Raw genomic sequence first — 25,776 nt, 5'->3', positions numbered from 1 at the left:
GCAGCGGGTTAGAAAATGTTTTAATTAGCACAAAATTATATTACTGTTCCGTGTGGGATAACAGCCCGTTTTTTAACTACCACAATACCATCCTGAACGGTATAGGAACCATAATCACCATCGGCTATCTTAGTGCCGCAGTTAATGGTTACATTATTGCCGATATAGCTGTTCTTGTCGATAATGGCATTCTTGATGCAGCAGTTATCGCCAATCCCCATAATCGGTGTATCGCTTTCCTTGGCTTCCTTAATTTGCTCCAGGGTTTGGTAATTATCGCTGCCCATTACATAACAGTTTTCGAGCGTGGTGCCGTGGCCTATACGGGTACGTATACCAATTACCGCACGCTTAAGCAAGCTGGCGCTGATGATGCAGCCATCGGCCACAATAGCCCTGTCCAGCTGTGTGCCTGATATTTTAGTAGGCGGCAGCATACGAGCCCGTGTAAAGATATGGTGCTTATCAAACAGGTTGAACTGCGGAATATCATCCGTTAACTCCAGATTGGCATCAAAAAAAGAAGGAATGGTACCAATATCCGTCCAGTAGCCTTCGTACTGGTAGCTCAGTACGTTATGGGTTTGGATGGATTGAGGGATAATCTCTTTGCCAAAATCGGGGTAGGTATTGCCTTCCAGTAATTCGTACAACGTTTTACGGTTGAACAGGTATATACCCATTGAAGCCAGGTAATAGCGGCCCTGCTGCTGCATTTCGGGGCTTACTTCTGAAGCCCAGCTCTCAAAATCAGACTTAGGCTTCTCAATGAAGGCGGTAATCCGGCTCTGCTCGTCGGTTTTCAGGATACCAAAACCGGGCACATCATTAGCATGTACCGGGATGGTAGCAATAGAAATATCAGCGTTTTTTTGAATGTGCTGATCCATCATTTCCTTGAAATCCATCTGGTACAACTGGTCGCCCGAGAGAATTAGCACATACTCATACTCCCAGACACTCAGATGGTGAAGGCTCTGGCGAACGGCATCGGCCGTACCCTGAAACCAACCGGCACTGGTGGGCGTTTGCTCAGCCGCCAGAATATCCACAAAGGCATCGCTAAAGCTGCTGAAGTGGTACGTGTTTTTGATATGCTTGTTCAGTGATGCCGAATTGAACTGGGTAAGTACAAAAATGCGGTCAATCCCGGAGTGCAGGCAGTTGGAGATGGGGATATCTACCAGGCGGTATTTGGCAGCTATCGGCACCGCCGGTTTAGAGCGGGTAGCGGTAAGCGGAGAAAGGCGGCTGCCCTGACCGCCCCCCAGTACAATACAAATTACTTTGGAAGTCATATTTTAGGGATTAAACTTGTATATAATTGGTTGTATTTTTTAGCCGACTGGTTCCATGAAAAATCAAGGGCCATCATGCGTTTACGTAACAATTGTAAATGCGTAGTGTTCTCAAATAATACTTTTGCCCGGCTAATGGCTGCACTTATGGTAGCTACGCTGTTCGGGCTGAAGCAAATGCCGTAACCTTCTTCTTCATTCACATCTACCACAGTATCCTTCAATCCGCCGGTGCTGTGCACTACCGGCATGGTACCATAGCGCAACGCATATAGCTGGTTCAGGCCGCAAGGCTCAACGCGCGAGGGCATCAGCAGAAAATCAGCGCCGGCATAAATCAGGTGCGCCAAATCTTCGTTGTAGCCTATGTAAGCACGGTAGCTATCCGGAAATTTTTCTTCGAGTAAGGTAAGGGTCTGCTCTACATCCTTATCGCCGGTACCCAATACCAAAATATTCAAATGCCCGGCATGTTCGGTCAGGCTGTCGGTAAAAGCATCAGTTAACAAATCAGATCCTTTTTCAACAACCAGCCGGCCGATAAAGGCTATCAGTGGTAGTTCGGGTTGCAGGCCAAAGCGTTTGCACAAGGCTTGTTTATTCTTTTGCTTCTCAGTATCTATAGTTAATGCCGTATAGTTAGCAACAAGCGCGGCATCAGTGGCCGGGTTCCATACTTCGGTATCAATACCGTTAATAATGCCTGAGCCTTTGGCACGCTCTAAGAAAAACAAGTATTCTAACCCATTGGAGTGCCCGGCCAGTTCCTGCAGGTAGGAGGGTGATACCGCCGTATAGGCATTGCAGCATTTTACGGCAGAAGCCAGTGGGTTAATGCCGCTGCTCCAGTCGAGCAACCCGGTTGAACTGGGGTCAATTTCAGGTAGGTAATAAAACTGGTCCCAACTGAAGGCGCCATGATACTGGCCGTTATGTATGGTAAATACCGTAGGCGTTTTCGATAGCCGCCTGTACAGGGCTGAGTGCTGCAGCAGGAAAGGCACCAACCCGGTATGATGGTCGTGGCAATGGATAAGGTCGGGCGTTTGCTGGCTCCAGGTAATCCAGTCTAAAAAAGAAAGCTGAAAAGCGATGAATTGCTCACGCTCATCGGGATAACTGTACACCTCGGGCCGGTCAAGCAAGCCGGGGATATGGATCAGGTAAAGTTCAAAGCCCAGTTTATTGGTTTTTTCCTTCCATATTTCAAAATCCTGACGGCGGTTACCCAGGCGGTTAGAAGCACGGAACACCACCTCAAATTCGTTTTCCTGAACAAACTTGCGGTCATAATGCGGCAATACTACGGCGGCATCCAGCCCGGCCAGATTCTGGTATTTGGGTAATGCGCCCACTACATCGCCCAGGCCGCCAACCTTGGCTACCGGGTAGCATTCGGCACTTAAATGGTACACTCTCATAGTTAGGTATAAGGTGTGAAGCTAAGTAATTGTTTATTGAATACACAAAGGTGTATAAGCACTGACTATATTTTTTATTTAAATTGTATTTTAAGCTTAAAAATGATCATAAATGCTCATTAGAGTAATATAAGCTTTAATAAAATTTGAAGGTTTGTATATAAAAAATGTAATACAACCATTCGCTAACAGATTGAAGATAATTGCGTTCAAGTTTTGTAATGCTCAGGCTGGTTACCCTATATGAAATAGAAGCAGCTATTGATGAACTGACGTTACTGGAGGGAAAGAGTAACCTTGCAGAAGAACGCTGATTAAGATAACAGCATTATATACCAGCCTTCACCTTAATAAATCACCTGATACAATAAAAAAGCCTCTCAGAGAAATCTGAGAGGCTTTTGCTTTCTTGGGTAGCGGGAGCAGGACTCGAACCTACGACCTTCGGGTTATGAGCCCGACGAGCTACCAACTGCTCCATCCCGCACTGTTTTTGTTTTTTGTTGGGACTGCAAAGATATAATTCGTTTCTTTGCAGTCCAAATATTATTTTAAATTTTTTTCTATGAGTCACCGGGCCGGATTTGTGAGCATTATTGGTAAACCCAACGCAGGGAAGTCCACCCTCATGAATGCGCTCGTAGGTGAAAACATGTCCATCATCACACCAAAGGCGCAAACTACCCGGCACCGCATCCTCGGTATTGTAAACGGCGAGGGTTATCAGATTATTTTTTCAGATACACCCGGCGTTATTAAACCGGCTTATGCCCTGCAGGAAAGCATGATGCACCAGGTAGAAGGTTCTATTGTGGATGCCGACCTGCTGCTGCTGGTAACCGACATAAATGAAAAATATGACGAGGCCGATGTAATTGACAAGCTGCAGGGCTCACTGGCCCCGCTGGTAGTGCTGATTAATAAGATTGATAAAAGCGATGAGGAAACCGTAAAGCAGAAGGCGGCTTTCTGGCAGGAAAAATTAAAGCCGAAAGCCATATTTGCTATATCGGCCCTGCACGAACATAACATACGTGCCATTATGGATTTTGTGATGGAGTACCTGCCCGAGCATCCTGCCTATTATGATAAGGATGCGCTTACCGACCGTAATGATCGCTTCTTTGCTGCCGAGATGATACGCGAGCAGGTGTTTAAACAGTATAAAAAGGAAATACCTTACAGTACCGAAGTAATTATTACCGCCTTTAAAGAGGAAGAAAAAATCTACCGCATCAGCGCCGAAATTATTGTGGAACGCGATTCACAAAAGAATATATTGATTGGTGAGAAGGGTAAAATGCTGAAAATTGTAGGCACCTATGCCCGCCGCAGTATGGAAGAGTTTTTTCAAAAGAAAATCTTCCTGGAAATGTTTGTTAAAGTAATTGCCGACTGGCGCAGCAAGAAAAACTACCTGAAGAAGTTCGGGTACGAAGATTAGATTTGAGAGCCAAGAGCCGGGAATCAAGACAAAAATAAAATTAAAACAGAGCTGCGTATACAGAGTGAAGTCATATCTTGACTCTTGATTCTTGGCTCTTGATTCTAAACAAAATGAGTAACATCGTAGCCATAGTAGGCCGGCCCAATGTGGGCAAATCAACATTATATAACCGCTTAACCGAAAGCCGCAAGGCCATTGTGGATGACGTAAGCGGCGTAACCCGCGACCGCCACTATGGGGTAGCCGAGTGGGTAGGCCGCACCTTTACCGTTATTGATACCGGCGGCTATGTAGCAAACTCCGAGGATGTGTTTGAGGCCGCCATCCGCGAGCAGGTGGTGATTGCGCTGGAAGAAGCTACCGCTATATTATTTGTGGTAGATGTAACCACAGGCATTACCGACTTGGATGATGATATTGCTGCCCTGTTGCGCAAAAGCAAGAAGCCGGTATTAGTGGTAGTCAATAAAGTGGATAACAACGCCCAGCAGGCGGATGCTACTGTATTTTACAGCTTTGGGCTGGGCGAAATTTATAATATATCTTCCATGACGGGTTCTGGCACCGGCGAACTGCTGGATGAGCTGATTAAAAGCTTCGACGAAGAGCCAGTAGAGGAGAATACCCTGCCCAAGTATGCCATTGTAGGCCGACCCAACGTAGGTAAATCATCGCTGATCAATGCACTGATTGGTAAGCAGCGCAATATTGTAACCCCGGTAGCGGGTACCACGCGCGATTCCATTCATATCCACTATAACCAGTTTGGGCACGAGTTTATGCTGATTGATACGGCCGGACTGCGCAAAAAAACCAAAGTAAAAGAGAATATCGAATTTTACTCGGTGATGCGTACCATAAAGGCGCTGGAGGAGGCCGATGTGATTGTGCTGATGATTGATGCCATTGAGGGGATAGAATCGCAGGATATTAATATCTTTCACCTGGCCGAAAAGAACAAGAAGGGCATTGTGCTGGTGGTGAATAAATGGGATTTGATTGAGAAGAATAACAAGACCCTCAAGGAGTTTGAAGAGCAGATACGTGAAAAAACCGCTCCATTTACAGATGTTCCTATTGTATTTACCTCAGTAACCGAAAAGCAGCGCATCATGAAGGTAATTGAAACCGCCGAACTGGTGTATGCCAACCGCAGCAAAAAGGTAGCTACCTCGGCGCTGAACGATGTGATGCTGCCCATTATTGAAAACTATCCGCCGCCGGCGCTAAAGGGAAAATTTGTAAAGATCAAATACATCACCCAGATTAAAGGCACATCGCCCATGTTTGCCTTTTTCTGTAACCTGCCCCAGTATGTAAAGGAACCCTACCGCCGCTTTATCGAAAACAAGCTGCGCGAAAACTTTAACTTTTCGGGTGTGCCGGTGCAGATATTTTTCAGGCAGAAGTAGCAGTAAGCAGAGCAGGTACGAGACGCTTTTGGATTTGTTTTATCCCAAAAGTGCCCGAATGTTGTGCTGCATCATTATACCAATAACGGCCTTTAAACACTGTTTAAAGGCCGTTATTGGCTTATGTCTTCCAAAGAAAAAGACGGGGCGGTATTAAGCACTTTTAATATAATTACCTTGGCTAATCAATCTATTTTCCTCCACCACATTTTCAACCGCTTAAACAGATCTTCCTTACGCGGCTTAGCCAACCCATCATGGGTAAGCTGCTCATCCAAATGTTGCTGTAACTGCTTAGCATAGTCCTGCTGGCCGGCATCGCCTTGGCTAAATAACTCTATATACAGCTGCACATTGGGGCTGAGCATGCTGTTCATGGATACGGTCTGGTATTCGCTGCGGCCGGCAGGATTGGGGTTGGCATTAATGGGCGGGTGGCCGTTCTCGGCAAAGTAATCCACCTGGTAAATAGCCGGATTCAGTTTGCGCAGGCGCCGGGTGCCTTTGCGCTCGTTGCGCCAGGGGTGTTCGCCTTTGTGCAGTTGCGCCAGCAAAAACTCCCGCTTCCACAGCGTTACCTGGTGCGACATCAGGTAGCCCGACCGCGCGTTCTCCAGCTTCGCCGCCGCAAAACCTTCCACCTCGTAGCCCGTCGGCTGCGTTACATAAACCGACGTGCTGGTGAGCTTTACCTGCGGCCACTGCTGCTGCGCCACAAGGGCAAATAGCTGCCTGAAAAAATCACCACTCACCGGCCGGTTTAGCCACATATCTTCCTGGAAATAAATAACGTAATCTTCCTTTATCACCTCGCGCAGCAGGTAAGCCAGCCGGTCGGCCCACTCGCCCGGGCCCGATTTGATGGTGGTGAAGCCCGGTACTTCGGCATCCAGCGTTTCGGTGGCAAAATAGTACCGGCAGGGAATGCTGAAATCCCAGTACCGGTTAAAGGTATAGCCAAAACCAGGGTACAGGAACTGGTAGCGGTCGCAGGTGTGCACCAGCAGGGCAAAGGTGGCAGTAGGGGCGGCAGGCATCATAGCAGTACAAATATGGTATTTATCTGCGCAGGACTAACGTTTAAAAATTTATATTGGAGCCATGTCTTCTCACCACATTGTACGCGAAAAGCAGGAACCCGCCCTGCTGATTCTCAGCCTGGACAATTTTGATGCCGGGCACCTGGGCGAGCTGCTGGAATGGAGCCCTACCGTGCTGGCCGCAGCGCCGGCAGCCGAAGCCTTGTTTGCAGCCGGTATACACATTGATTACCTGCTAATGGGCGGCGATGAGGAGGCACCGTTACAGGCGGGCCTGCAATTGATCAGGGTGGAGAATGAACCCCTGTTAACAGCAGCAATGAACTTCTTAATTGATAAGGAATACCCTGCGGTAAATAGCGTAACCGCACAGTTTTCTCCGGAACTGTATCTGCCCTATACGACTCAAATTACGCTCATTATCTTTTGGGGCGGGCAAAAGTTTATTGCCGTAAAGCCGGGGTTTGAAAAATGGAAACCGGCAGGCTCCAAAATTTATATAAATCATATCCCTCCTGATTTGGTATGCCATAATTTAACCGAGACAGGCAATGGTAATTGGGTAACTGCCACCGACGGCTTCATCAAGCTTGCATTTATGCAACCTTACTTATTTATTGCCGAAGATATATAGATATTATCTATAGTGGACTTTTATTGCATCCGCTGCTACCTCCAGCTGCAACTGCCGCCCGAAAATCAGCGTTTGGTTATCTGGTATGTGCCCGGCAGGGAAATCAAAGCATACCGGGTAGTTATATTCCTGTACCACATTCATCACCATTTCGGGTACGGTTTGCCCGAAGGGGATATCATTATCCTTTAAATCGGTAAATGCGCCCACCATCAACCCAGCCAGTTTGGCCAGCTTGCCGGCGCGTTTCAGGATGTACAGCATCCGGTCAATGGCATACAGATACTCGCCTACATCCTCAATAAACAGGATTTTGCCATCGTAGCTATAATCAGATACTGAACCTAACATGCTAATCAGCATCATTAAGTTGCCGCCCACCACCGGGCCTTCGGCATGGCCGGTGCGGTTAAGCGGATGCGGAGCAAACTGATAGCTCACCGCCTCACCAAATAAGGCCTGGCGCAGCGTTTCCAGCGAGGCCGCCGAACCTTCGGTGATGTTTACCGGCATTTGCCCATGCAGTGTTTGCAGGTTATAGTTGGCGTGCAGGTGGGCATGCAGTACGGTAATATCGCTAAAGCCGATAAACCATTTAGGATGTGATTGCAATGCATTAAAATTCACTCTATCCACCATACGGATGGTGCCATAGCCGCCCCGTGCAGCAAAAATGGCCTTAATGCTGTCGTCGTTTACAAAGCGCTGCATATCCGCTGCCCGCAGGGCATCATCGCCTGCAAACTGGTGCCAGGAGGCTTCAATGGTATCGCCCAGCACTACTTCCAGTTCCCAGCTTTGCAGTAGGGCCACGGCATCGTCCATAGGTTTGGGCAGCCTTTTGGCCGGGCAGGTAATGGCTACCTTGTGGCCTTTTTGTAAGTAAGGGGGCGTTATGCTCATATTTGAATATCTTTGCAGGCTGATAAAAGTAAGTGAACATAGTGGAAGCTCAAAATTATAAACGATATACCTTAACGGCCGCCTTACCTTATGCCAACGGCCCCAAGCACATTGGTCACCTGGCCGGCGCTTACATTCCGGCCGACTTATATGCCCGCTACCTGCGCCTTAAACGCCGCGATGTGGTGTTTGTATGCGGATCAGACGAGCACGGCACCGCCATTGCCAACCAGGCCATGAAGGAAGGTACTACACCGCAAGCCATTATCGACAAATATCATGAGCTGATTAAATACTGTTTCGACAAACTGAACATTTCGTTCGATATCTATCACCGCACCAGTTCGCCGCTGCACCACCAAACGGCGCAGGATTTTTTTACCAACCTGAACGATAAAGGCATTTTTGAAGAAAAAGAATCGGAGCAGTATTTTGATGAGCAGGCCGGCGCTTTTTTGGCCGACCGTTATATTGTGGGCACCTGCCCCAACTGCGGCAATGAGAACGCCTATGGCGACCAGTGCGAGCGCTGCGGCACCTCGCTTAGTCCGGATGAACTGATAGACCCGCGCTCTACCCTGAGCGGCAACAAGCCGGTAAAGCGCCCTACCAAACACTGGTATTTGCCGCTGGATAAGTACGAAGGCTTTTTAAAAGAATGGATATTGGATGGCCATGCCCATGATTGGAAAACCAATGTGTACGGCCAGTGTAAAAGCTGGATTGACGGCGGCCTGCACCCCCGCGCCGTAACCCGCGATCTGGACTGGGGCATAAAAGTACCCGTAGAAGGTGCTGATGGCAAGGTGCTGTACGTTTGGTTTGATGCGCCCATCGGTTATATATCAGCCACCCGGCAGTGGGGTATCGATAATAATAAGGACTGGGAGCCTTACTGGAAAGATAAAGATACCAAGCTGGTGCATTTTATCGGCAAGGATAATATCGTGTTCCACTGCATTGTGTTTCCGGTAATGCTGAAGGCGCAGGGCGAATTTATTTTACCGCAGAACGTGCCGGCCAATGAGTTTATGAACCTGGAGGGTGATAAGATGTCGACCAGCCGGGGCTGGAGCATTGAGATGCACGAGTACCTGGAAGATTTCCCCACCCGGATTGATGAATTACGCTATTACCTCACCGCCATTGCCCCAGAAACCAGCGACAGTGAATTTACCTGGAAGGATTACCAGGCCCGTGTAAACAACGAGTTAGTGGCCATATTAGGCAACTTTGTAAACCGGGTGATGATACTGATGCATAAGTTTTACGGCGGAAAGGTAGAAGCAGAGGGCGGTAAACTTGAGTTTACAGATACCGCCTTACACAGCGAAGTTAGCCGCCTGTACGATGAGCTGGAACAAAGCTTCGAAAGCTACAAGTTTCGCCAGGCGCAGCAAACCGCTATGGAAATAGCCCGCCTGGGTAACCGCTATTTAACTGAGCAGGAGCCCTGGAAAACCATCAAGACCAACCCGGAGCAGGCTAAAGCTGCCCTGCACAACTGTTTGGTGCTGATCGGGCATCTGGCTACAGCATTTCAGCCTTTTCTGCCGGATACCACCCGGAAAATATTTAACATGCTGAACTGGCCGGGTGAAGTGGTGTACTTTGATGAAGAAATAATTATTACCAACGGCCATCAGCTTAACCCAGCCTCCCTGCTTTTCGAAAAACTGGAAGACGAGGTGATTGATAAACAGATACAAAAATTACAAGCCAAAACACAGCAAGCCACCCCTACCATGCAGGAAGAAACCCCAATAGCCACACCGGCTAAGGAAAATATCAACTATGAGCAGTTTGCCGCAATGGATATCCGCACCGGCACCATCCTGACGGCTGAAAAAGTAGCCAAAACCAAAAAACTGCTTAAGCTCACCATTGATACCGGTATCGACCAGCGCACGGTGGTATCCGGCATTGCCGAGCATTACGAGCCGGAGGCTATTATTGGTAAACAGGTAAGCATATTGGTCAACTTAGAGCCACGGGAAATCAAAGGTATCCTGTCGCAAGGCATGATTTTAATGGCCGAAAATGCTGAGGGTAAGCTGAGCTTTGTATCGCCTGTAGATGATTTGCATAATGGCTCGGTAGTACGATGATACTGATGTGCAGGTGTGCAGACATGCGGATGGAAAGAATTAAAAAGTGCACATCTTCACATCCGCATATCTGCACATTAAACTATATTTGCACAATAACTACAATCCGGCCCCGTAGTTCAACGGATAGAATAGAAGTTTCCTAAACTTTAGATATGGGTTCGATTCCCGTCGGGGCTACTAATAACGCAGTTTCTATCATAGGAGGCTGCGTTTTTTGCGTTATTGGGCGAGCAACAGGTAAAATTCGAGTGATATTGAATGGGTAAGGAATGAGCCGGTTTGAGCCAAGTATAGAAAAATTCACTAATGTTAAATGACGATGCTTTAGCCAGGTGTTTGAACTGTGTCTGAGGTGTCTGTTATTTTTTAACTTGATTTTCAAAGTCGACTATTCAGAAGGTGTTATGTAGTTTAATATGTTATGCACTACATATTGACTGTGAAGTTAGTTGATGCTTAATGAAAAGGGAAACCGCGTGGTAACAAGTAAAATTTCCTGAAAGATGTTGTCATAAATAGTATTGGTAAACATAAAGCAGCTTTTGCATGTAGGAGGCAAAATTAGTTACACCAACGATTCATGATACCCGGTAACTCAAAATTGAGTCACAACATGCGCATTGGTGCTTTGCGATTCACATAAATGCGTATAACGTATTATTTCGATGTTTCAGTTCGGTGTATATGAATTGGCTTACATCGTTAGAAAATTAAATATTTTTTTATTTTGATTCGTTTTTATAATTTCAGCGAAGCTTTCAATGTGTTTTTTTCTTAATTATGCACTTGATAGTTGCATTAAGCTGCAGTATAAGCCAAGAATCGTTGATTTATTTACAAATTTTAATTTAAAACCATGTGTGTATGAAGAAACTTCTACTCTCCTTACTTCTGGTATGTTTTTGCGGTGCTGTGCAGGTAATGGCACAAGTGAAAACCATTACCGGAAATGTAACCGCCGCTGATGATGGCAGCCCTCTGCCAGGTGTTACAGTAAAAATTAAGGGCAGCACTACAGCCACCAGTACCAATGGCAACGGGCAGTATACCATTACTGCGGCCAACGGGCAAACGCTGGTGTTTTCCTTTGTGGGCACCGTTACTGCCGAACGTTCGGTAGGTACACAAACTGTGATTAATGTGCAGTTACAAAACGATGTTAAAAGCCTGCAAGAGGTGGTGGTAACTACCGGCTTTGGCGTAAGGCAGGATAAACGCGACCTTACCTCATCTGTACAAGTGGTTAAAGGCGCTGATGTGCTCAACACCCGCCGCGAGAATGTGGTGAACGCCTTGCAGGGCCGAGTAGCCGGTGCCAACGTAACCAGTACCAGCGGGTTACCGGGTGCATCAGCCTCCATTGTACTGCGCGGTATCACATCCATAGGGGCCAGCAACCAGCCCTTGTTTGTAATTGATGGTATACGTGTGCAAAACGACCCTTTAAGTCAGGGATCACTTACCTCGAACGGTGATAACCGCCGTTCAGATTTCACCAACCGTATTGCCGACTTAAACCCTGACGATATTGAAAACCTTACCGTTTTAAAGGGCGCAGATGCTGCAGCGGTATATGGTTCTGATGCGGCCGGCGGCGCCATTGTGATTACCACCAAAAAGGGCAGGTCAGGCACAGCCGGTGTACTGAGCTACGATAATGCCTTCAGTTTTTCTGATGCCTACCGTTTTCCGAAAATACAAAGCCAGTTTGGGCCGGGCACCAACGGGTACCTTAACCCATTGGTAAGAACCGCTTTCGGCCCTGCCTATGCGCCAGGAACTACCACGTACGATAACCTGCGCAATGTATTTCAAACCGGTTTCAGCCAGCAGCATAATATAGCTTTGGAGGGAGGGAGCGAAACCGCCACTTACCGTATCTCCTCGCAGTACCGTCATACCGGCGGTATATTGCCGGTGGCTTATAACGATAAGTTTTCGCTGCGTTTTGCAGGTTCGGCTAAACTTACACCCAAGCTAACCAGCAGCGCCACATTCAATTATTTTAGTATTGATAACCGCAAGCTGAATAAGGGAAACTCCGGTACCTATATTTCAGCGCTTACCTGGCCTACCAATGATGATGTAAATAATTATCTCAATCCTGACGGTACCCGCCGCCTGCTGCTGCCATCGCCTACTACCAACGTAACGGCAGATGCTACGGTTGATTTTGATAACCCCATCTGGAGTGCACATAATAACATCAGCCGCGATAAAACCAACCGTGGTGTGGGTAATGTGGACCTATCATATGATCCTGCGCCCTGGTTAAACCTGCGCGGTTTACTGGGTATTGATTTTTATGCTACCAATGGCAATAACCTGCTGAGCCAGTACAGCGCTTCATATCAAAACAGCGCCTTAAATAGCTTTGCCAGCACTACCGGTATCACTTCGGGCGGTATTATTGATAATTATACTGATGTAAATTTGCTTACCAATGGGTCGCTTTTTGCTACAGCCAAGAAAACATTTGGTGATTTTCGTACCACATTGGCGGTGGGTGCAGAAATATATGAGAACCGCGACCAGGTTAACGGCTTTTACGGGGAGAAATTTTTGCAACCCGATTTCAATAGTATCAACAATACCACACCTACCACGCAGCGCAACTCCAGCTTTTTATCGGTAACCCGCCGTATAGGTGAGATTGCCCGCTTAAGCGTAGTATGGAAGGAGCTGTTCACCTTGAACGCTACCGGTCGTTATGATTATTCATCGCGTTTAAGCGGCACTAATAATTCTTCTTATTTCTATCCGTCGATAGGTGCAGGTTTTAATTTTACTGAACTGCCGGGCCTCAAAGGAAATTCGGTTTTATCCTTTGGTAAACTGCGCTTTTCCTATGCCAGTGTAGGTAAAGACCCTTATGCACCTTACAAGATTTTATCCAGCCTGGTGCAGCAGGCTACTACCGGCGGCGGCTTTGCCTATGATGTAACCGGCGCCAACCCGCTGTTGCGCCCCGAAAAGGATAACCAGATGGAACTGGGCACCGAGCTGCAATTCTTCGGAGGCCGTTTAGGCGCCGAAGTCAGCTTGTATAAATACCGTGCTAACGACCAAATCTATGACCCGCGTTTGAGCTATGGCTCGGGCTTTGTTTTGAAACTGATCAATGGTGGTTCTATACAGAATAAAGGTATTGAGGTACAATTAACGGCTGTACCGGTAAAAAACAAAAATTTTACCTGGAACACTGCGGTAAACTTTACGCTTAACCGTAGCAAGGTGCTTAGCCTGGCCCTGCCTGAATACTACAACTCCGATACCTGGCTGTATGGCAATGCCCGCGCCAGCCTCTTTCCGGGCAGCAGCTTAACTAACATTGCCACCTTTACTTATGCCCGTAACAATACCGGCCAGATACTGATTGACCCTACTACCGGCCTGCCTATATCAAATGGTACCTTTGTAACCCAGGGCGACCGCCAGCCTAAATTTATGGTAGGTTTTGTGAACAACTTCAGTTATAAGGGCATAAACCTCTCGTTCCTGCTGGATTTTCGTAAGGGCGGCGATGTGTTTAACGGTAATGAGCTGTTCCTGACCCGCTACGGCCTGAGCGCCCGTACGCTCGACCGGCAACAGGCCCGTGTAATTCCGGGCGTACTGCGCGATGGTAATGAAAATTCCACTAATCCTACGGCTAACACCATACAGGTAACGCCTTACTACCAGAACAACTACTACCTGTTGGCCACCGAGTCGGACTTTGTAGAACACAATATCAACTGGATGCGCTTAAGGGATGTAACGTTAAGCTATACCTTGCCTAACAGCCTGCTGAAAAGGCAGAATGTATTTAAGCAAGCCAGCGTATTTGTAACCGGAACTGATTTGTTCTTAATCACCAATTACTCCGGTGCCGACCCTGATGTGAACGGTAATAACACGTCAACACGCGGCTCTGGTGCTGCCGGTTTCGATTTCGGTACCGTAGCTACGCCCCGCACTATCTCTTTTGGTTTAAGAGTAAGATTATAATGCATATCATGATGAAAAAAATCCTATATACCTTAATTGCCCTGTTTGCCCTTGGCGCAGTAAGCAGTTGTAAAAAATATATTGATGTTAACACCAACCCCAATGCGCCCACTGCGGTTGATGCCAGTACCCTGCTGCCGCCTATACAGGCAGGCATGGCCCGTGGTGTATGGTTTGACAGCCGTTATACGGGGCAGTACTCGCAAACCTGGGCCTCGCCTGCAGCCAACAATGTTTGGGACCAGGAAGGTTACGCCGCTGCCAGCGATGCCGGGGGCGAAATGTGGCGCACTGTGTACTTTAGCCTGGGGCAGAACGTAAACCTGATGATAGATAATGCCACCAAGACCAACAAGATAGATTATTTAGGTGTGGCCTGGGCTTTACGCGCCTGGGGATGGCAAAACGGCAGCGACCTGTACGACTACATGATTGTAAAGGAAGCTTTTGAACCTACCCGTACCTCTTTTGATTATGATAACCCGGCATATGTGTATGCCGAGGTAGTAAAAGATTGCCGCATAGCATTAAACTACCTGAACCTGGCGATACAAAATGATGGAGGAATAGCTACATCTACTACACTGGCTAAAGGCGATTACATGTATTACGGCGACCGCAGCAAATGGAAAAAGTTTATCTATGCCATTTTAGCGCAGAATATGCTGCATCAGAGCAATAAACCAAGCTTTAACGCCGATCTGGTAACTAAGTATGTAGACAGTTCCTTTACTGCCAATATAGATAATGCCAGTGTTGAAGCTGCTGGTACACAATCAGGCGACTCCAACTTCTGGGGCCCTACCCGTGCCAACCTGCCCAGCTTTCGCCAGTCTGATTATATTGTGAGATTACTGGATGGCCGCATCTTTACAGGAGCAGCTTCGCCAAGCAACACGCTTGACCCGCGCCTGCCTTTACTGCTATCGGCAAGTAAAGATGGTGTTTACCGCGGTATTGTCCCGCCGTTGGGCGATCCTAATGTAAACGATGCCAATACTTCCATCCCAACAATGGCCGGGGCCACTACGGCCAATGCAACAGCTTCCGGCAAGTATATTTTTAATGATAATTCGCGCGGGGTGTTGATGACCTACAGCGAACTGCAATTCATGAAAGCAGAAGCCCTGTTTAAAAAAGGTGATCGGGCTGGGGCATATGCGGCCTATATGAATGGCGTAAAAGGCAGCCTCGATTTTGTAAGCAACCCGCCGATTGGTAAATCGCTTACCGGTACGCAAAACTACATTTCAGCAACAGCACAAAGCACTTACCTAACCGGGCCGGCTGTGCGCACAGCCGCAGCCCTGCAGCTAAGCGATATTCTACAGCAGAAGTTCATTTCCCTGTTTGTGTGGGGTTCGTTTGAAGCCTGGGCCGATGAGCGCCGTTACCAGTATGACACCAATATCTTTCAGGGCTTTACCAAACCAAGCACCTTGTTTCCTGATAACGCGGGTAAACAGGTATATCTTTTCAGGCCGCGCTACAATTCAGAATACATCTGGAATGTACCAGCGCTTCAGGCTATTGGTGCACTCAATGCAGATTACCATACCAAACAACCCTGGTTTATTTTACCATAAGCTATAAAAACAGAAAGAATGAAAAAAACGATCTATATGGCGCTCGGCCTGCTTTTATCTGCTATGGCCGGTTGTAAAAAGAATACCATTACGCAGCCCGGTACCATCTCTACCGGCGCACGTATTAAATTTGTACACGTAGCACCTGGTGTGCCTGCGCTTAACGGTTTTATCAATAATACCCGGATTAGCCCGCTGCTGGCAGTTACTGTTACTGATAACCTTATTCCAACCTCCATCACCACCGGTTATGTGTATCAGGGTACGTTTCCAAGCAGCAATTATACAGAAGTGGCCGCGGGCAGTACCGCCATTAAGGTAGAAACCTCTGCACCGGTACCTGCCTTAAAGAGCGCACAAACCGTAGTTCCGGGTACTGCTGTAGGTACGGCAAATCAAGCTACCGTTGGCGACGGCGCTTACTCTATATTTACTATGGGGCTGCCCGGCGCTGCCACGAACGGCTTAACAACCAGAGTAGTGGAGGATAAGTTTCCAGATGTGCAAAGCGGCAAAGCATACATCCGTTTGGCGTATATGATACCTAACGGTAATGCGGTAGATATGACGGGTACTTATACGCCAACCGGCGGTACCGCCACTGCCAAAACGCTTACTACCAATATCAGTTATGGCACCGTAACCGATTTTATTGCAGTGGATGTAAATCCGTCAAGTACCACCAGCTACACCTTTCAGCTAAAGCTTACGGGCACAGCTACCAACTTAGGTACAGTATCAAGCGCTATTGCCTTAACGCCGGGCCGGTATTATACCATTATCGGCCGTGGCTTGGCGGCTGATTATGCTGTACCCGGCACCAGCATTACGCTGCGCGCCTCAGCAAGGCCTACCATTCCGCCCGGTAATACCATACCCGAAATTTATTACAACCCGGCAGGTATCACTTTTTATACTAACAAATAGCTACTTGCTATAACACAAAGCGCTCCGGCAATTGGGCTGGGCGCTGTTTTGCATCATAAAAAGCAACTGGTGAGGCCTTTCGACTGCCCGAATAATATGAAATTAATTTTATAGAATGTTCATTTGTAGTACTTGGTCATGGGTATACATTTAAACGCTTATCAGTTTTATTAGCAACGCAGTTTCTCACATAGAAGCTGCGTTTTTTGCATCATAGGGGTAGCTACAGGTAAAATTTGAATGATATTGAATAATTAGCGAGTTAGCCTGTTTGAAATATATTGAGTTAGTGATTCAACAAATGGTTCGAGTGTTGTACCATCAAGTTCCGGCAAAATTCTTGCTAAAGCTGATCAATCACCCACTCTAACCAATCGGTATTAGTGACTTGCTGATCAGGAGGTTCATATCTTTTAAAACTTTAGTATAGAGCGTTACATCATTTGTTTTTTCGAAAAGCACCTTGCTTAATTTCTCTCGTAAATTACACGCCGAAATGTAATGATATATGTGCAAATATTAAGACGTTGTTCAACATTCATCAAGCTTTAACAGACTCAAAAAATCCTTATCATTATGCTTAAATGCAGTGATGTACGCCTAATATTACAATAAGCTTAATACCCGTTTACGGTAATCAGTAGGTGTTGTGCCAGTTCTCTCCTTAAACATTTTTGAAAAATAATAATAACTGCCGATCCGCAGGTCATAAGCAATTTGTTTAATCGGAATTTTTGGATTACTCAAAAGCTCTTTAGCTCGCTCTACCTTCAACTGTAAATAATATTGTCCAGGCGAAAGGCCCGTGGAATTTTTGAACGCCTTTCTGAACCAGGAATAACCAACCTGCAATTCGCCGGCCGCCTGCTCAGGAGAAAAATCATTGGCAATGTTGGATCGGAACAAGAGTCTTGCCTTACTGATGATAATTTCTTTCTCCTTACACTCTGCCGCATTTTGTTTAAGAACAAAATGAAAACTACCGATCAGGTGCAGCACTGCACCTGATATTAGAGGCTGATAGCCAGCGTCTTCTCTTTTTGTCACTTCAATGATATTGTGGAAGAGGTTAAGTATGCCTTCGTTAAAGCCGATGTAAATACTTGGGTTTTCGCGGCGAAGAAAGTTCTTTTTCAACAAGTTATCAATAATTTCACCTTTTATACCTATCCAGTATTCGTCCCAGCCGGTTTTACTGTCAGGTTTATAGCGGTGCCTTTCTCCGGGAAAAAGGATAATGATAGTACCTGCTTTTATCTCACGGCGTTTGCAGCTGTCAGATTCAAAAATGCCTTTACCCTGGGTGATGTATATGATCTGGTACTCATTTAATACTCTGCCAATGGCCCAGTTAAAGTAATGATGTGCCGGATGATTCTTTACCGGATATAAACCCGTTGCCTCAATATGGGTGCAGCCGGTATTTAAAACGCAAAGCCCCCAATTCTCGTCTTCTCGGCTTGCCGGCAAATATTTGTAATAATTGATCATTAAGGTATATTATTGATGGCAAAATAGCAAATGGGTATGCCTGCAAAGATGAGCGCCATTATCATTAACTGATTTTAATGTACTAAAACAGTTACATTTATTTTGCTCACAAACCCACCATCAAAAATTACAAATAAAATGCAAAAAGTAGTATTACTGCTCGCTTAAATAGAAGTTATTTTCTTATCATGATGTCAAAGTCAAGGAGTTTTCCATGCTCTTTCGCAAAGTTATCTCCCTGCAGTTTGCCAAACACTATTTTGGCATTGCTTACTTTTTCATCATGATATATATATCCATAACCGCCCGCAGTTGTTGGCGACGACAGTACAACGCAATAAGTACCGCCTTTAACAACCTTAATTTTCGGGTGAACAGTTTGGCGTTTAATTGACCAACCTACATGTTTTTCTTCAATGGTTTTGTTAACCAGGGCGGCACCTGTCAGGTTGCCATCGTTGTCTGCCCGATAAATAGCAACACTTAAGCCGGCATTTACGGCGCCTGCTTTGTAGACGGGCAGCTGGATTAATGTTAATATGCCGCTTTTATTGGCTATAAATGATTGCGACCGTTTAACAGTACCGGCAATGTCATTTAAACCTTTGATGTTGGTTATTATCGTTCCGCCTTTCGCCCGCGTTACTTTACTGCCGGTAACTTTAAAAGGCTGATCGCAGGTCATCGGGATGATCGAGCCATCCGGATTAAAGGTAAGCGGTGCCCAATAGTAGTTAGCCAGCGCTTCGTTTTTTGCGGCATTGTTCCAAAGGTCGCTACCGAAGAGATATATGTTGCCCGTGCCGAGCTTTATAGTTGATACAAATGAAGGCTGCCCGCCACACGAATTATCACTGATCTTCTTACCGGCAGACCACGGTCCAAGCGGAGATGAAGCTGTTTTGTACGAAGCGCCGGTACCTGAGCAGTAACCGCAGTTGGGATCAGAGTAAACTACATAGTAAATGCCGTTTCTTTTAAACATGCCCGGGGCTTCGGTGCTGCCATCAGTAACGGCTCTCGCTACCTTTCCTGTACCAGTTAAATAGTCGCCGCTAAGTTTTTCAATCACAATGGAACCATTTGTACGCCAATCGGTATAGGCAAGGTAAGCCGTACCGTCATCATCCACAAAGGTATCGTGGTCTCCATTGTTCAAACTACCGGCCGGTGCGGTTGAGTTTACCGCAACTTTAGGCTCGGCAACTTCTGTAAAAGGGCCAACCGGTAATTTGCTCGTAAAAACCCTGTAGCCGGATACATTGTCGTAAACATTGATCCATAACACATACAATCTGGTTTTGCTGTTGAAGATAACATGAGGACGAAAGCAGCCATATGTATTGCCGTTGCAACGGCTTTGCCAAATCTTTGAGCTTGCATCAAACAGATAACCCTTATCAGTCCAGTTCTGCATGTCTTTTGACGCATAAACCTTGAAACCACAAAATGCTGCATTTTTATTTTGCCATTCAAAACCGCAATCGTAACTGGTGCCATACAAATAGTAAGTGCCGTTAAATAAAGCAATTTCGCCGTCATGAGCGTCAATGGCATCGCCTACGTTGCTGTAACGGATAACCTGGTTGGCTTGCTTATCAAAATTAGTAATAACAAGATTTGCCGGTTTGCGCTCAGCCTGGGCGAATCCCACGCCTGAGATACAATCACAAGTTATTGTGATTAAGAAAAATAGCAATATTGGCAACAATTTTTTTTTCTTAAGTTTCATAGCAGAATGTTTATACGGCAGTATCTCCGCCGGTTAAAAATGGCTTTAAGCTCGCTAATATTCAACATATATTCTTTCCGGTTTTATATATTTTGACATTTGTGATGTGTTTTTTGATATCTACGGTAGTTGGTATAAAATACACATAACACTTTCTATGCTAATAAAACGGCTATAAAGCATGCGTCAAATTGTCAAAATATGTAAATCAAATATCAAAAAATGTATTTTTCTTAGTTGTGTATCAAATTAATTTTGATTGACAAATTGCAACAAAGCAATCCGGTGTCTTGGCCAGGTACTTTTAACCTTATTCGATAGTGGGTAGCTATAGGAAGATAAATTAAACCTGTAGGTACATTCAGTTGGGGTTACTTCAATTTTGCAAGGCTTTTTCAAATCAGTTATATTAATGTCAATATCATTGCATGCTCTTCACCTTTGAAATCTGCATTATCAACAAATTAATTTAAAAGAGATATTAAGCAAGTGAAGTCAATACCTATTCATCTTTTGTCAGAGCGATCCGGCTTGAAAATTGACATTATGCGATTTGAAATGGATGATATGCCTTATGCTTACAATGAAGTTAACATCCAGCGTAACGACCACTATGTTTTTCTACTATTAGAAAAAGGCAGTGCTATGCTTATGGTTGACTTTGAAAAAATTTGTTTGAATGCAAGCCTCGTATATTATGCATTCCCGGGTCAGATCAGCCATCGAGTTTATGATCAATGCGTGCAAGGTTGGTACTTGGCTATCGATAGTCAGTTAGTATCCATGGAGTTCAGAAACATTTTTGAAGGTGAATTAGGACTACAAACGCCATTAATGTTACATCCAAATTTATTTAAACAATGCCAGTCAATCCTGAGCATAATCAATAACAGAATCGGAAACAGCATAAACGCCAAATTTGACAGCCAAATAACAAACACACTCTTACAGGCATTTATGGGTATTATTGCGAGTGGCTATAGTCAGCAAAATAGTTTTGTTCAAAAAAAGTTACGATCCAAACAAATAACCCATCAGTTCAGGAGAGTACTTACCGAAAATTTCCGGTTTCTAAAAAGCCCTTCTGCATATGCAAAAAAGTTGAATATCACTCAAAATTATCTTAATGAAACTATTAAAAAGAGTACCGGATTTCCGGTAAGTTACTGGATAAAAAATGAAATTGTGATGGAAGCGAAAAGATTGCTGATTCATACTACATTAACCGTTAAAGAGATTACCTATGTAGTAGGTTATGATGACCCTGCTTATTTTTGTAAAGTATTTAAAAAGCACGAAGGCTTAAGCCCTCAGGGCTTCCGAAGCAAAAAACATTGAATTGTACAATTATAGCCATGATATTGCCATGGTAAGATTTTAAATCAGTTAGTAAGTTTACTGTTAAACAAATAATATCATGAGCGTAAAATCATTTTTTGAATTTAAATTTTCTGCCGATACAATTAACGAAGGGCTTCCCCTCGCAACGGCCATTGGAAACGATATGCCCTCAAAGGAGGGTTATTTAGGGCACGAGGTAATCCAAGATGTTTCCGACCCCAATCACTTGATGGTTAATACACACTGGAGTGACCGGCAAAAGGCAGAGGCGGTTCTGACAAAATATAACAATGACGCGAAGATAACACGGGCTAAGGAACTTCTTGGTAACGGCCCAACTGGCTTCATCGGTGAAATTCTTGAATAGTACTACCGTTTCGATATGCTTTTCTTTGTGAGTAATTTAAGAAAGTTCAAATTGAACTTTCTTAAATTACTCACTTTAATCGAAATGAAATTTCTTCAATGATTTGCAACTGGGATAACTTTAGTTACTTCATCTGCAAATCATTGTTTTTTGTTTAAACCTTTGATAATTAGAAAATGCCGAATGCTGAGATATTATATTTTCTTTTTTCTGCAGCAGCAACAATAATAGCTACTTTAACCGGTTTACTTGGTGTTTTTTCAACTTTTCGCCTGCAAAACATTAATGAGGAGATAAGTCTTTTGAAAGATCTTATTTTAAATAGAAAAATGAATGGCCTTACTTCGCTAAACGAATATATTGCCAGAGAAAACTATCATTTACTTGAAAAAATTTATGATCGTAATAATGCGGGCATTAACTTGCTAAAAGAAATAATTCAAAAAAATAATTTAGGTGAAGCATCTAATAAGTATGACCTTAATAACCTGCGCACCAATCAAAAGAGTTATGACGCTATAAAGGGAATGACGATAAAGAGTTTCGCTCTTTCCCTGATTTTTGTATTTGCCAGTTTGATTTTGTTGGTTTATACCAACTCGTTTCTAAATCTCCAGGGGTTTTTTTGGTATACATTTATATATTTTTTATTTATCGGCATACTATTTTTTTTATATATCAAACAAATAGCAAGGCTCATTGAGTAGATTCCTTACAGCAACGCTAATCTGCCCTGTAAGACTATAATAACTATGGTATCGGCAGAATAACCTTCACTTACAAAAAGTACAAATGCTTTATAGCAGCAAATGAGGTTACAATGAAAACGTATGGCATTTTTATGGCAATCAGGTTGCTTGTGTCAAATCTGCATTTTATTCAAATACTGATGTTAACATCTAAGCTTAGCCGCCCCTTTAACCAGATCATACGGGCCAACTGGAACCTTGAGCACAGTGGCGGAAAGTTTATCATCCGCCGGTATGAGCTATCTATGCCACAAAATATAATTCCACAATAAAAAACTTGAGTTTCAGCAAAATATATTTCACATAAAATCTCACAATCATGACAACAATCGACAGCAACAAGAATATCTGCACACTCATTAATGTTTTTACAGTAGAGCCTGCAAAGCAAAAAGAATTATTTGACAGCCTGGTAGAAGCAAGTGAAAAAGTGATGAGCAAAATGCAAGGCTACATTTCTGCCAATATCCACATGGGCGATGACGGCAAAACGGTAACCAACTATGCACAGTGGGCATCGGTGGAGGATTATCAGAAAGTGCTTGCCGCTCCGGAAGTAAAGGAACACTTAAAAACGGCAGCAGGCCTTGCCATAGAGTTCAGGCCAGTAACCTATGGCACTATCTGGACGGATGGCAGCAACGACTAAGTGCTTTCTTATTGCCGCAAAGCTGCGACCATGTGCTGAAAGGCGTTGCGGACGGCTTTGCACAGGCTGGCCACGAACGGAAAGATTTGATGGGTAAACCTTCAAAAAGAGGGTGGATTGTATTTTACTCAGCAAAGGATGGCTATGAGGCTGGTAACCCATTGCAAAAATTAACCGCACTCGGGCAAGTAACCGGTGAAGAACCTTATTAACCTGATGCGGCCGAAAACTTTAATCCATATTGTTGGGCTGTAGTATTTAAAAAATAACGGAAGCAGAAATTCGCCTTGTACTGGAGCAGCTCTCTTTTATAAAAAAGCTGGCGCTTTTGTATTATCAGCGGTTTCCGGGAACTTTCAAAGGCCAGCTTTAAATTGATACAAAGCGCAATAACATAAAGCCAAACGGCAAGATAATAAAGTTAGGTTATGGTATCCTGGCTTTTGCAAGAATTGCCGGGCCATTCCATACTGGTCTTTAGAGGCAATTCTAAAACAAAATAAAACAAAATAATGGAAATTAAAAAAGAAGTACTGATTAGTGCAACACCGGAAAAAGTTTGGACCGTCTTAACTAATTTTGAAAGCTACCCGGCCTGGAATCCGTTCATAAAATCAGTAGAAGGCAAAGTAGAAGTAGGGAACAAGCTTACGGTTACCATTATGCAATCTGCAGCGAAAGGCACCACTTTCAAACCCAAAGTTTTGACAGTGCAGCCGGCCAAAGAGCTAAGTTGGCTGGGGCGGCTATTGCTACCTAATATTTTTGACGGGGAGCACAAGTTCGAACTAATAGACAACCACAACGGCACTACCACTTTCCGGCAAAGTGAAAAATTCAGCGGGATACTGGTACCCCTGTTCAGAAAGCAGCTTGAAAATAATACCGCAACGGGCTTCGAAGGAATGAACAGAAAATTGAAGGAATTGGCTGAAAATAAATAAACACCACCTATAATATAGGGTTTGGCGCAAGCGTACCTGACGATGAAATGTTTAACAGCTAAAATTTTGTTTAGTTGTTAAGCAATAAATTTAAGCTGATAAAACAGCAATTGGGTTTACTGGAGACGTATAAAAGAGATTAGCGTACATTGGTATGAAAGGCGCCTAAAAGTGAACCAGAGCCTTTGCAATTAAAGATGGACATACCCGCTTTGTATAACATTATTAATGCGATCAGAAACTTTTGTCCGGTAAGTGATGAGGACATGGAAGAGATTTCGGAACATTTTTTCATTACCAAACTCAAACGGAATGACTATTTTCTGAAACAAGGAAAAGTGTGTACAGAAATCGGGTTCCTGAATTCAGGAATGATACGGCACTTTTATTCAACAAAAGACAATGAAGTTACCCGTTGGGTATCTTTTCCGTATGACTTTGTAACTTCTTTACGAAGTTTCATATCCCAAAGCCCAAGCATTGAAAACCTGCAAGCCATTACGGATTGCGAATTGGTTGTTTTTGACAGAACAGCGTTTAACGCTTTAATCGAAGAAAACCGAAGCTTTAAAAACTTTTATGTCAAGGCATTGGAATACAACTATATTACTATTGAAGACCGTGTTTTCAGTTTGATACAGAAATCAGCGGAAGAGCGTTTTGAATGGATGTCAAAATATCAAATCCGTTTTATAGAACAGGTTCCTGTTATGTACACTGCATCCATGTTGGGCATTACCCCACGGCACTTAAGCAGATTACGAAGGGAGTTCCGGGTCTAAACTTCACTTTTTTATTTTCGGACAAATGTCTTTTTTTGAAAGCAGCACAACATCTAACTTTACATTCAAATAAAAAAAAATGGCAAAGAAAACAATAGTTATTACAGGTGCTTCATCCGGCATAGGAAAGGCAACCGCAATCTATTTTGCTCAAAAAGGATGGAATGTGGCCGCAACCATGCGGAATACAGACGGTATTAGTGGCTTTGCTGATTATCCTTCTATCGTTACTTTTAAACTTGACGTTACAAACACGGAAAGTATAAAAAACGCAGTAGGCCAAATGTTGCAAAAGTTTCCGGATGTTGATGTGTTGTATAATAATGCCGGCTATGCCCTTGCCGGTGCTTTTGAAGCAACCACGGATGAACAGGTGCGAAAGCAATTTGAAACCAACTTGTTTGGTGCGATGAATGTCACCCGCGCTTTTTTGCCTCATTTTCGCAGCAAGAAGAAAGGAATAATTTTAAACACAACATCATCAGGTGGTATTTTAACCTTTCCGTTGTATAGCATTTATAATAGTACAAAATGGGCGTTGGAAGGCTTTATGGAAGCCTTGCAGTTTGAACTGAAGCCCTTTAATATCAGGATCAAAAATATTGAACCTGGCACTGTAAAAAGCGAGTTTACAGAAAACATATCCTTTGTATCTAATCCGGATTATGACAACTACGCAAAAAAGGTACAGCACAATACATTGGCCAGCTATAAAAACGCGCCAACGCCGGATGTGGTCGCTAAAACTGCATATAAAGCTGCCACTGACAATACTTTTAAACTCCGGTACCCGGCAACACCACAGGCTAAGGTTGCTTTCTTTTTCAGATGGTTATTTCCGTTACGCCTGTTTAATAAGATGGCAGCTGCACCCGTAGAAAAACAAATAAAAACAAAAGATACGGCTGGTATTGACTCGACGATTTAAGCAATCAGGAGAAAAGCACTTTCT

Annotated in this window: 22 protein-coding genes and 2 tRNA genes; 17 read left to right on the top strand and 7 right to left on the bottom strand. The window is 44.5% G+C overall.

Annotated features, from left to right (window positions below):
• Positions 1-35: 35 nt before the first annotated feature.
• From ACY652_RS05025 to ACY652_RS05015, 3 genes are all read right to left on the bottom strand, one after another.
• On the bottom strand, positions 36-1,298 hold the full coding sequence (locus ACY652_RS05025) for a glucose-1-phosphate adenylyltransferase (RefSeq protein WP_462266918.1): 1,263 nt from the start codon (positions 1,296-1,298) through the stop codon (positions 36-38).
• Positions 1,295-2,719 carry a glycogen synthase gene (locus ACY652_RS05020; RefSeq protein ID WP_462266917.1) on the bottom strand — a complete coding sequence of 475 codons (1,425 nt, stop codon included), beginning with the start codon at positions 2,717-2,719 and terminating at the stop codon, positions 1,295-1,297. Before ACY652_RS05020 ends, ACY652_RS05025 begins: the two co-directional genes overlap by 4 nt.
• A gap of 410 nt (positions 2,720-3,129) precedes the next feature.
• A tRNA-Met gene (locus tag ACY652_RS05015) sits at positions 3,130-3,206 on the bottom strand.
• A gap of 78 nt (positions 3,207-3,284) precedes the next feature.
• On the opposite strand from ACY652_RS05015, the gene era reads away from it, so the two are divergent.
• Both era and der read left to right on the top strand, forming a co-directional pair.
• Positions 3,285-4,163: a GTPase Era gene (era, locus tag ACY652_RS05010; RefSeq protein WP_462266915.1), complete on the top strand. Its 879-nt coding sequence runs from the start codon at positions 3,285-3,287 to the stop codon at positions 4,161-4,163.
• Between the two features lie 113 nt (positions 4,164-4,276).
• On the top strand, positions 4,277-5,578 hold the full coding sequence (gene der, locus ACY652_RS05005; RefSeq protein WP_462266914.1) for a ribosome biogenesis GTPase Der: 1,302 nt from the start codon (positions 4,277-4,279) through the stop codon (positions 5,576-5,578).
• Between the two features lie 185 nt (positions 5,579-5,763).
• Here the strand turns inward: der and ACY652_RS05000 are convergent, their stop codons facing one another.
• The gene (locus ACY652_RS05000) at positions 5,764-6,618 is read right to left on the bottom strand and encodes a hypothetical protein (protein ID WP_462266913.1); all 855 of its coding nucleotides are present in this window, start codon (positions 6,616-6,618) and stop codon (positions 5,764-5,766) included.
• Positions 6,619-6,679: 61 nt separating this feature from the next.
• Here ACY652_RS05000 and ACY652_RS04995 point away from each other — a divergent pair, with 61 nt between their 5' ends.
• Positions 6,680-7,252 (top strand): thiamine pyrophosphokinase, encoded by a 573-nt coding sequence (locus ACY652_RS04995; RefSeq protein WP_462266912.1) that lies wholly within the window; start codon positions 6,680-6,682, stop codon positions 7,250-7,252.
• Positions 7,253-7,255: 3 nt separating this feature from the next.
• On the opposite strand, the gene ACY652_RS04990 is transcribed toward ACY652_RS04995, so the two are convergent.
• On the bottom strand, positions 7,256-8,155 hold the full coding sequence (locus ACY652_RS04990) for a S66 peptidase family protein (RefSeq protein WP_462266910.1): 900 nt from the start codon (positions 8,153-8,155) through the stop codon (positions 7,256-7,258).
• A 41-nt stretch (positions 8,156-8,196) separates the two neighbouring features.
• Between ACY652_RS04990 and metG the strand changes: the two genes are divergently transcribed.
• From metG to ACY652_RS04965, 5 genes are all read left to right on the top strand, one after another.
• On the top strand, positions 8,197-10,263 hold the full coding sequence (gene metG, locus ACY652_RS04985) for a methionine--tRNA ligase (protein ID WP_462266908.1): 2,067 nt from the start codon (positions 8,197-8,199) through the stop codon (positions 10,261-10,263).
• Between the two features lie 108 nt (positions 10,264-10,371).
• Positions 10,372-10,443: transfer RNA gene (locus ACY652_RS04980), tRNA-Arg, on the top strand.
• Between the two features lie 687 nt (positions 10,444-11,130).
• Positions 11,131-14,256, top strand: a complete 3,126-nt coding sequence (locus tag ACY652_RS04975) for a SusC/RagA family TonB-linked outer membrane protein (RefSeq protein WP_462266907.1) — start codon at positions 11,131-11,133, stop codon at positions 14,254-14,256.
• 8 nt (positions 14,257-14,264) lie between these two features.
• Positions 14,265-15,842: a SusD/RagB family nutrient-binding outer membrane lipoprotein gene (locus ACY652_RS04970; RefSeq protein ID WP_462266906.1), complete on the top strand. Its 1,578-nt coding sequence runs from the start codon at positions 14,265-14,267 to the stop codon at positions 15,840-15,842.
• A gap of 18 nt (positions 15,843-15,860) precedes the next feature.
• The gene (locus ACY652_RS04965; protein WP_462266905.1) at positions 15,861-16,769 is read left to right on the top strand and encodes a hypothetical protein; all 909 of its coding nucleotides are present in this window, start codon (positions 15,861-15,863) and stop codon (positions 16,767-16,769) included.
• 606 nt (positions 16,770-17,375) lie between these two features.
• Here ACY652_RS04965 and ACY652_RS04960 read toward each other — a convergent pair.
• Together ACY652_RS04960 and ACY652_RS04955 are read right to left on the bottom strand one after the other, a co-directional pair.
• Positions 17,376-18,260 (bottom strand): AraC family transcriptional regulator, encoded by an 885-nt coding sequence (locus tag ACY652_RS04960; RefSeq protein ID WP_462266904.1) that lies wholly within the window; start codon positions 18,258-18,260, stop codon positions 17,376-17,378.
• A 175-nt stretch (positions 18,261-18,435) separates the two neighbouring features.
• The gene (locus ACY652_RS04955; RefSeq protein WP_462266903.1) at positions 18,436-19,914 is read right to left on the bottom strand and encodes a family 43 glycosylhydrolase; all 1,479 of its coding nucleotides are present in this window, start codon (positions 19,912-19,914) and stop codon (positions 18,436-18,438) included.
• Between the two features lie 624 nt (positions 19,915-20,538).
• Between ACY652_RS04955 and ACY652_RS04950 the strand changes: the two genes are divergently transcribed.
• The 9 genes from ACY652_RS04950 (at position 20,539) to ACY652_RS04910 (ending at position 25,752) form a co-directional block, all read left to right on the top strand.
• Positions 20,539-21,330 (top strand): helix-turn-helix domain-containing protein, encoded by a 792-nt coding sequence (locus ACY652_RS04950; RefSeq protein WP_462266902.1) that lies wholly within the window; start codon positions 20,539-20,541, stop codon positions 21,328-21,330.
• A gap of 79 nt (positions 21,331-21,409) precedes the next feature.
• On the top strand, positions 21,410-21,700 hold the full coding sequence (locus ACY652_RS04945; protein WP_462266901.1) for an antibiotic biosynthesis monooxygenase family protein: 291 nt from the start codon (positions 21,410-21,412) through the stop codon (positions 21,698-21,700).
• 176 nt (positions 21,701-21,876) lie between these two features.
• Complete coding sequence (locus ACY652_RS04940; RefSeq protein WP_462266900.1) at positions 21,877-22,407, top strand: hypothetical protein; 531 nt, start codon at positions 21,877-21,879, stop codon at positions 22,405-22,407.
• Between the two features lie 182 nt (positions 22,408-22,589).
• Entirely contained in the window at positions 22,590-22,721 is a 132-nt protein-coding gene (locus tag ACY652_RS04935; RefSeq protein ID WP_462266899.1) for a hypothetical protein, read from the top strand.
• A gap of 47 nt (positions 22,722-22,768) precedes the next feature.
• Positions 22,769-23,098 carry an antibiotic biosynthesis monooxygenase family protein gene (locus ACY652_RS04930; RefSeq protein ID WP_462266898.1) on the top strand — a complete coding sequence of 110 codons (330 nt, stop codon included), beginning with the start codon at positions 22,769-22,771 and terminating at the stop codon, positions 23,096-23,098.
• 11 nt (positions 23,099-23,109) lie between these two features.
• On the top strand, positions 23,110-23,310 hold the full coding sequence (locus tag ACY652_RS04925; RefSeq protein WP_462266896.1) for an EVE domain-containing protein: 201 nt from the start codon (positions 23,110-23,112) through the stop codon (positions 23,308-23,310).
• Positions 23,311-23,610: 300 nt separating this feature from the next.
• Positions 23,611-24,042 carry an SRPBCC family protein gene (locus tag ACY652_RS04920; protein WP_462266895.1) on the top strand — a complete coding sequence of 144 codons (432 nt, stop codon included), beginning with the start codon at positions 23,611-23,613 and terminating at the stop codon, positions 24,040-24,042.
• A 197-nt stretch (positions 24,043-24,239) separates the two neighbouring features.
• Positions 24,240-24,824 carry a Crp/Fnr family transcriptional regulator gene (locus ACY652_RS04915; RefSeq protein ID WP_462266894.1) on the top strand — a complete coding sequence of 195 codons (585 nt, stop codon included), beginning with the start codon at positions 24,240-24,242 and terminating at the stop codon, positions 24,822-24,824.
• A 79-nt stretch (positions 24,825-24,903) separates the two neighbouring features.
• Positions 24,904-25,752, top strand: a complete 849-nt coding sequence (locus ACY652_RS04910; protein WP_462266893.1) for an SDR family oxidoreductase — start codon at positions 24,904-24,906, stop codon at positions 25,750-25,752.
• Positions 25,753-25,776: the final 24 nt, after the last annotated feature.

The sequence above is a fragment of the Mucilaginibacter sp. genome (assembly GCF_965200995.1).
In the GTDB taxonomy this organism is placed as follows: domain Bacteria; phylum Bacteroidota; class Bacteroidia; order Sphingobacteriales; family Sphingobacteriaceae; genus Mucilaginibacter.
This window is presented reverse-complemented; position numbering and strand designations above follow the sequence as displayed.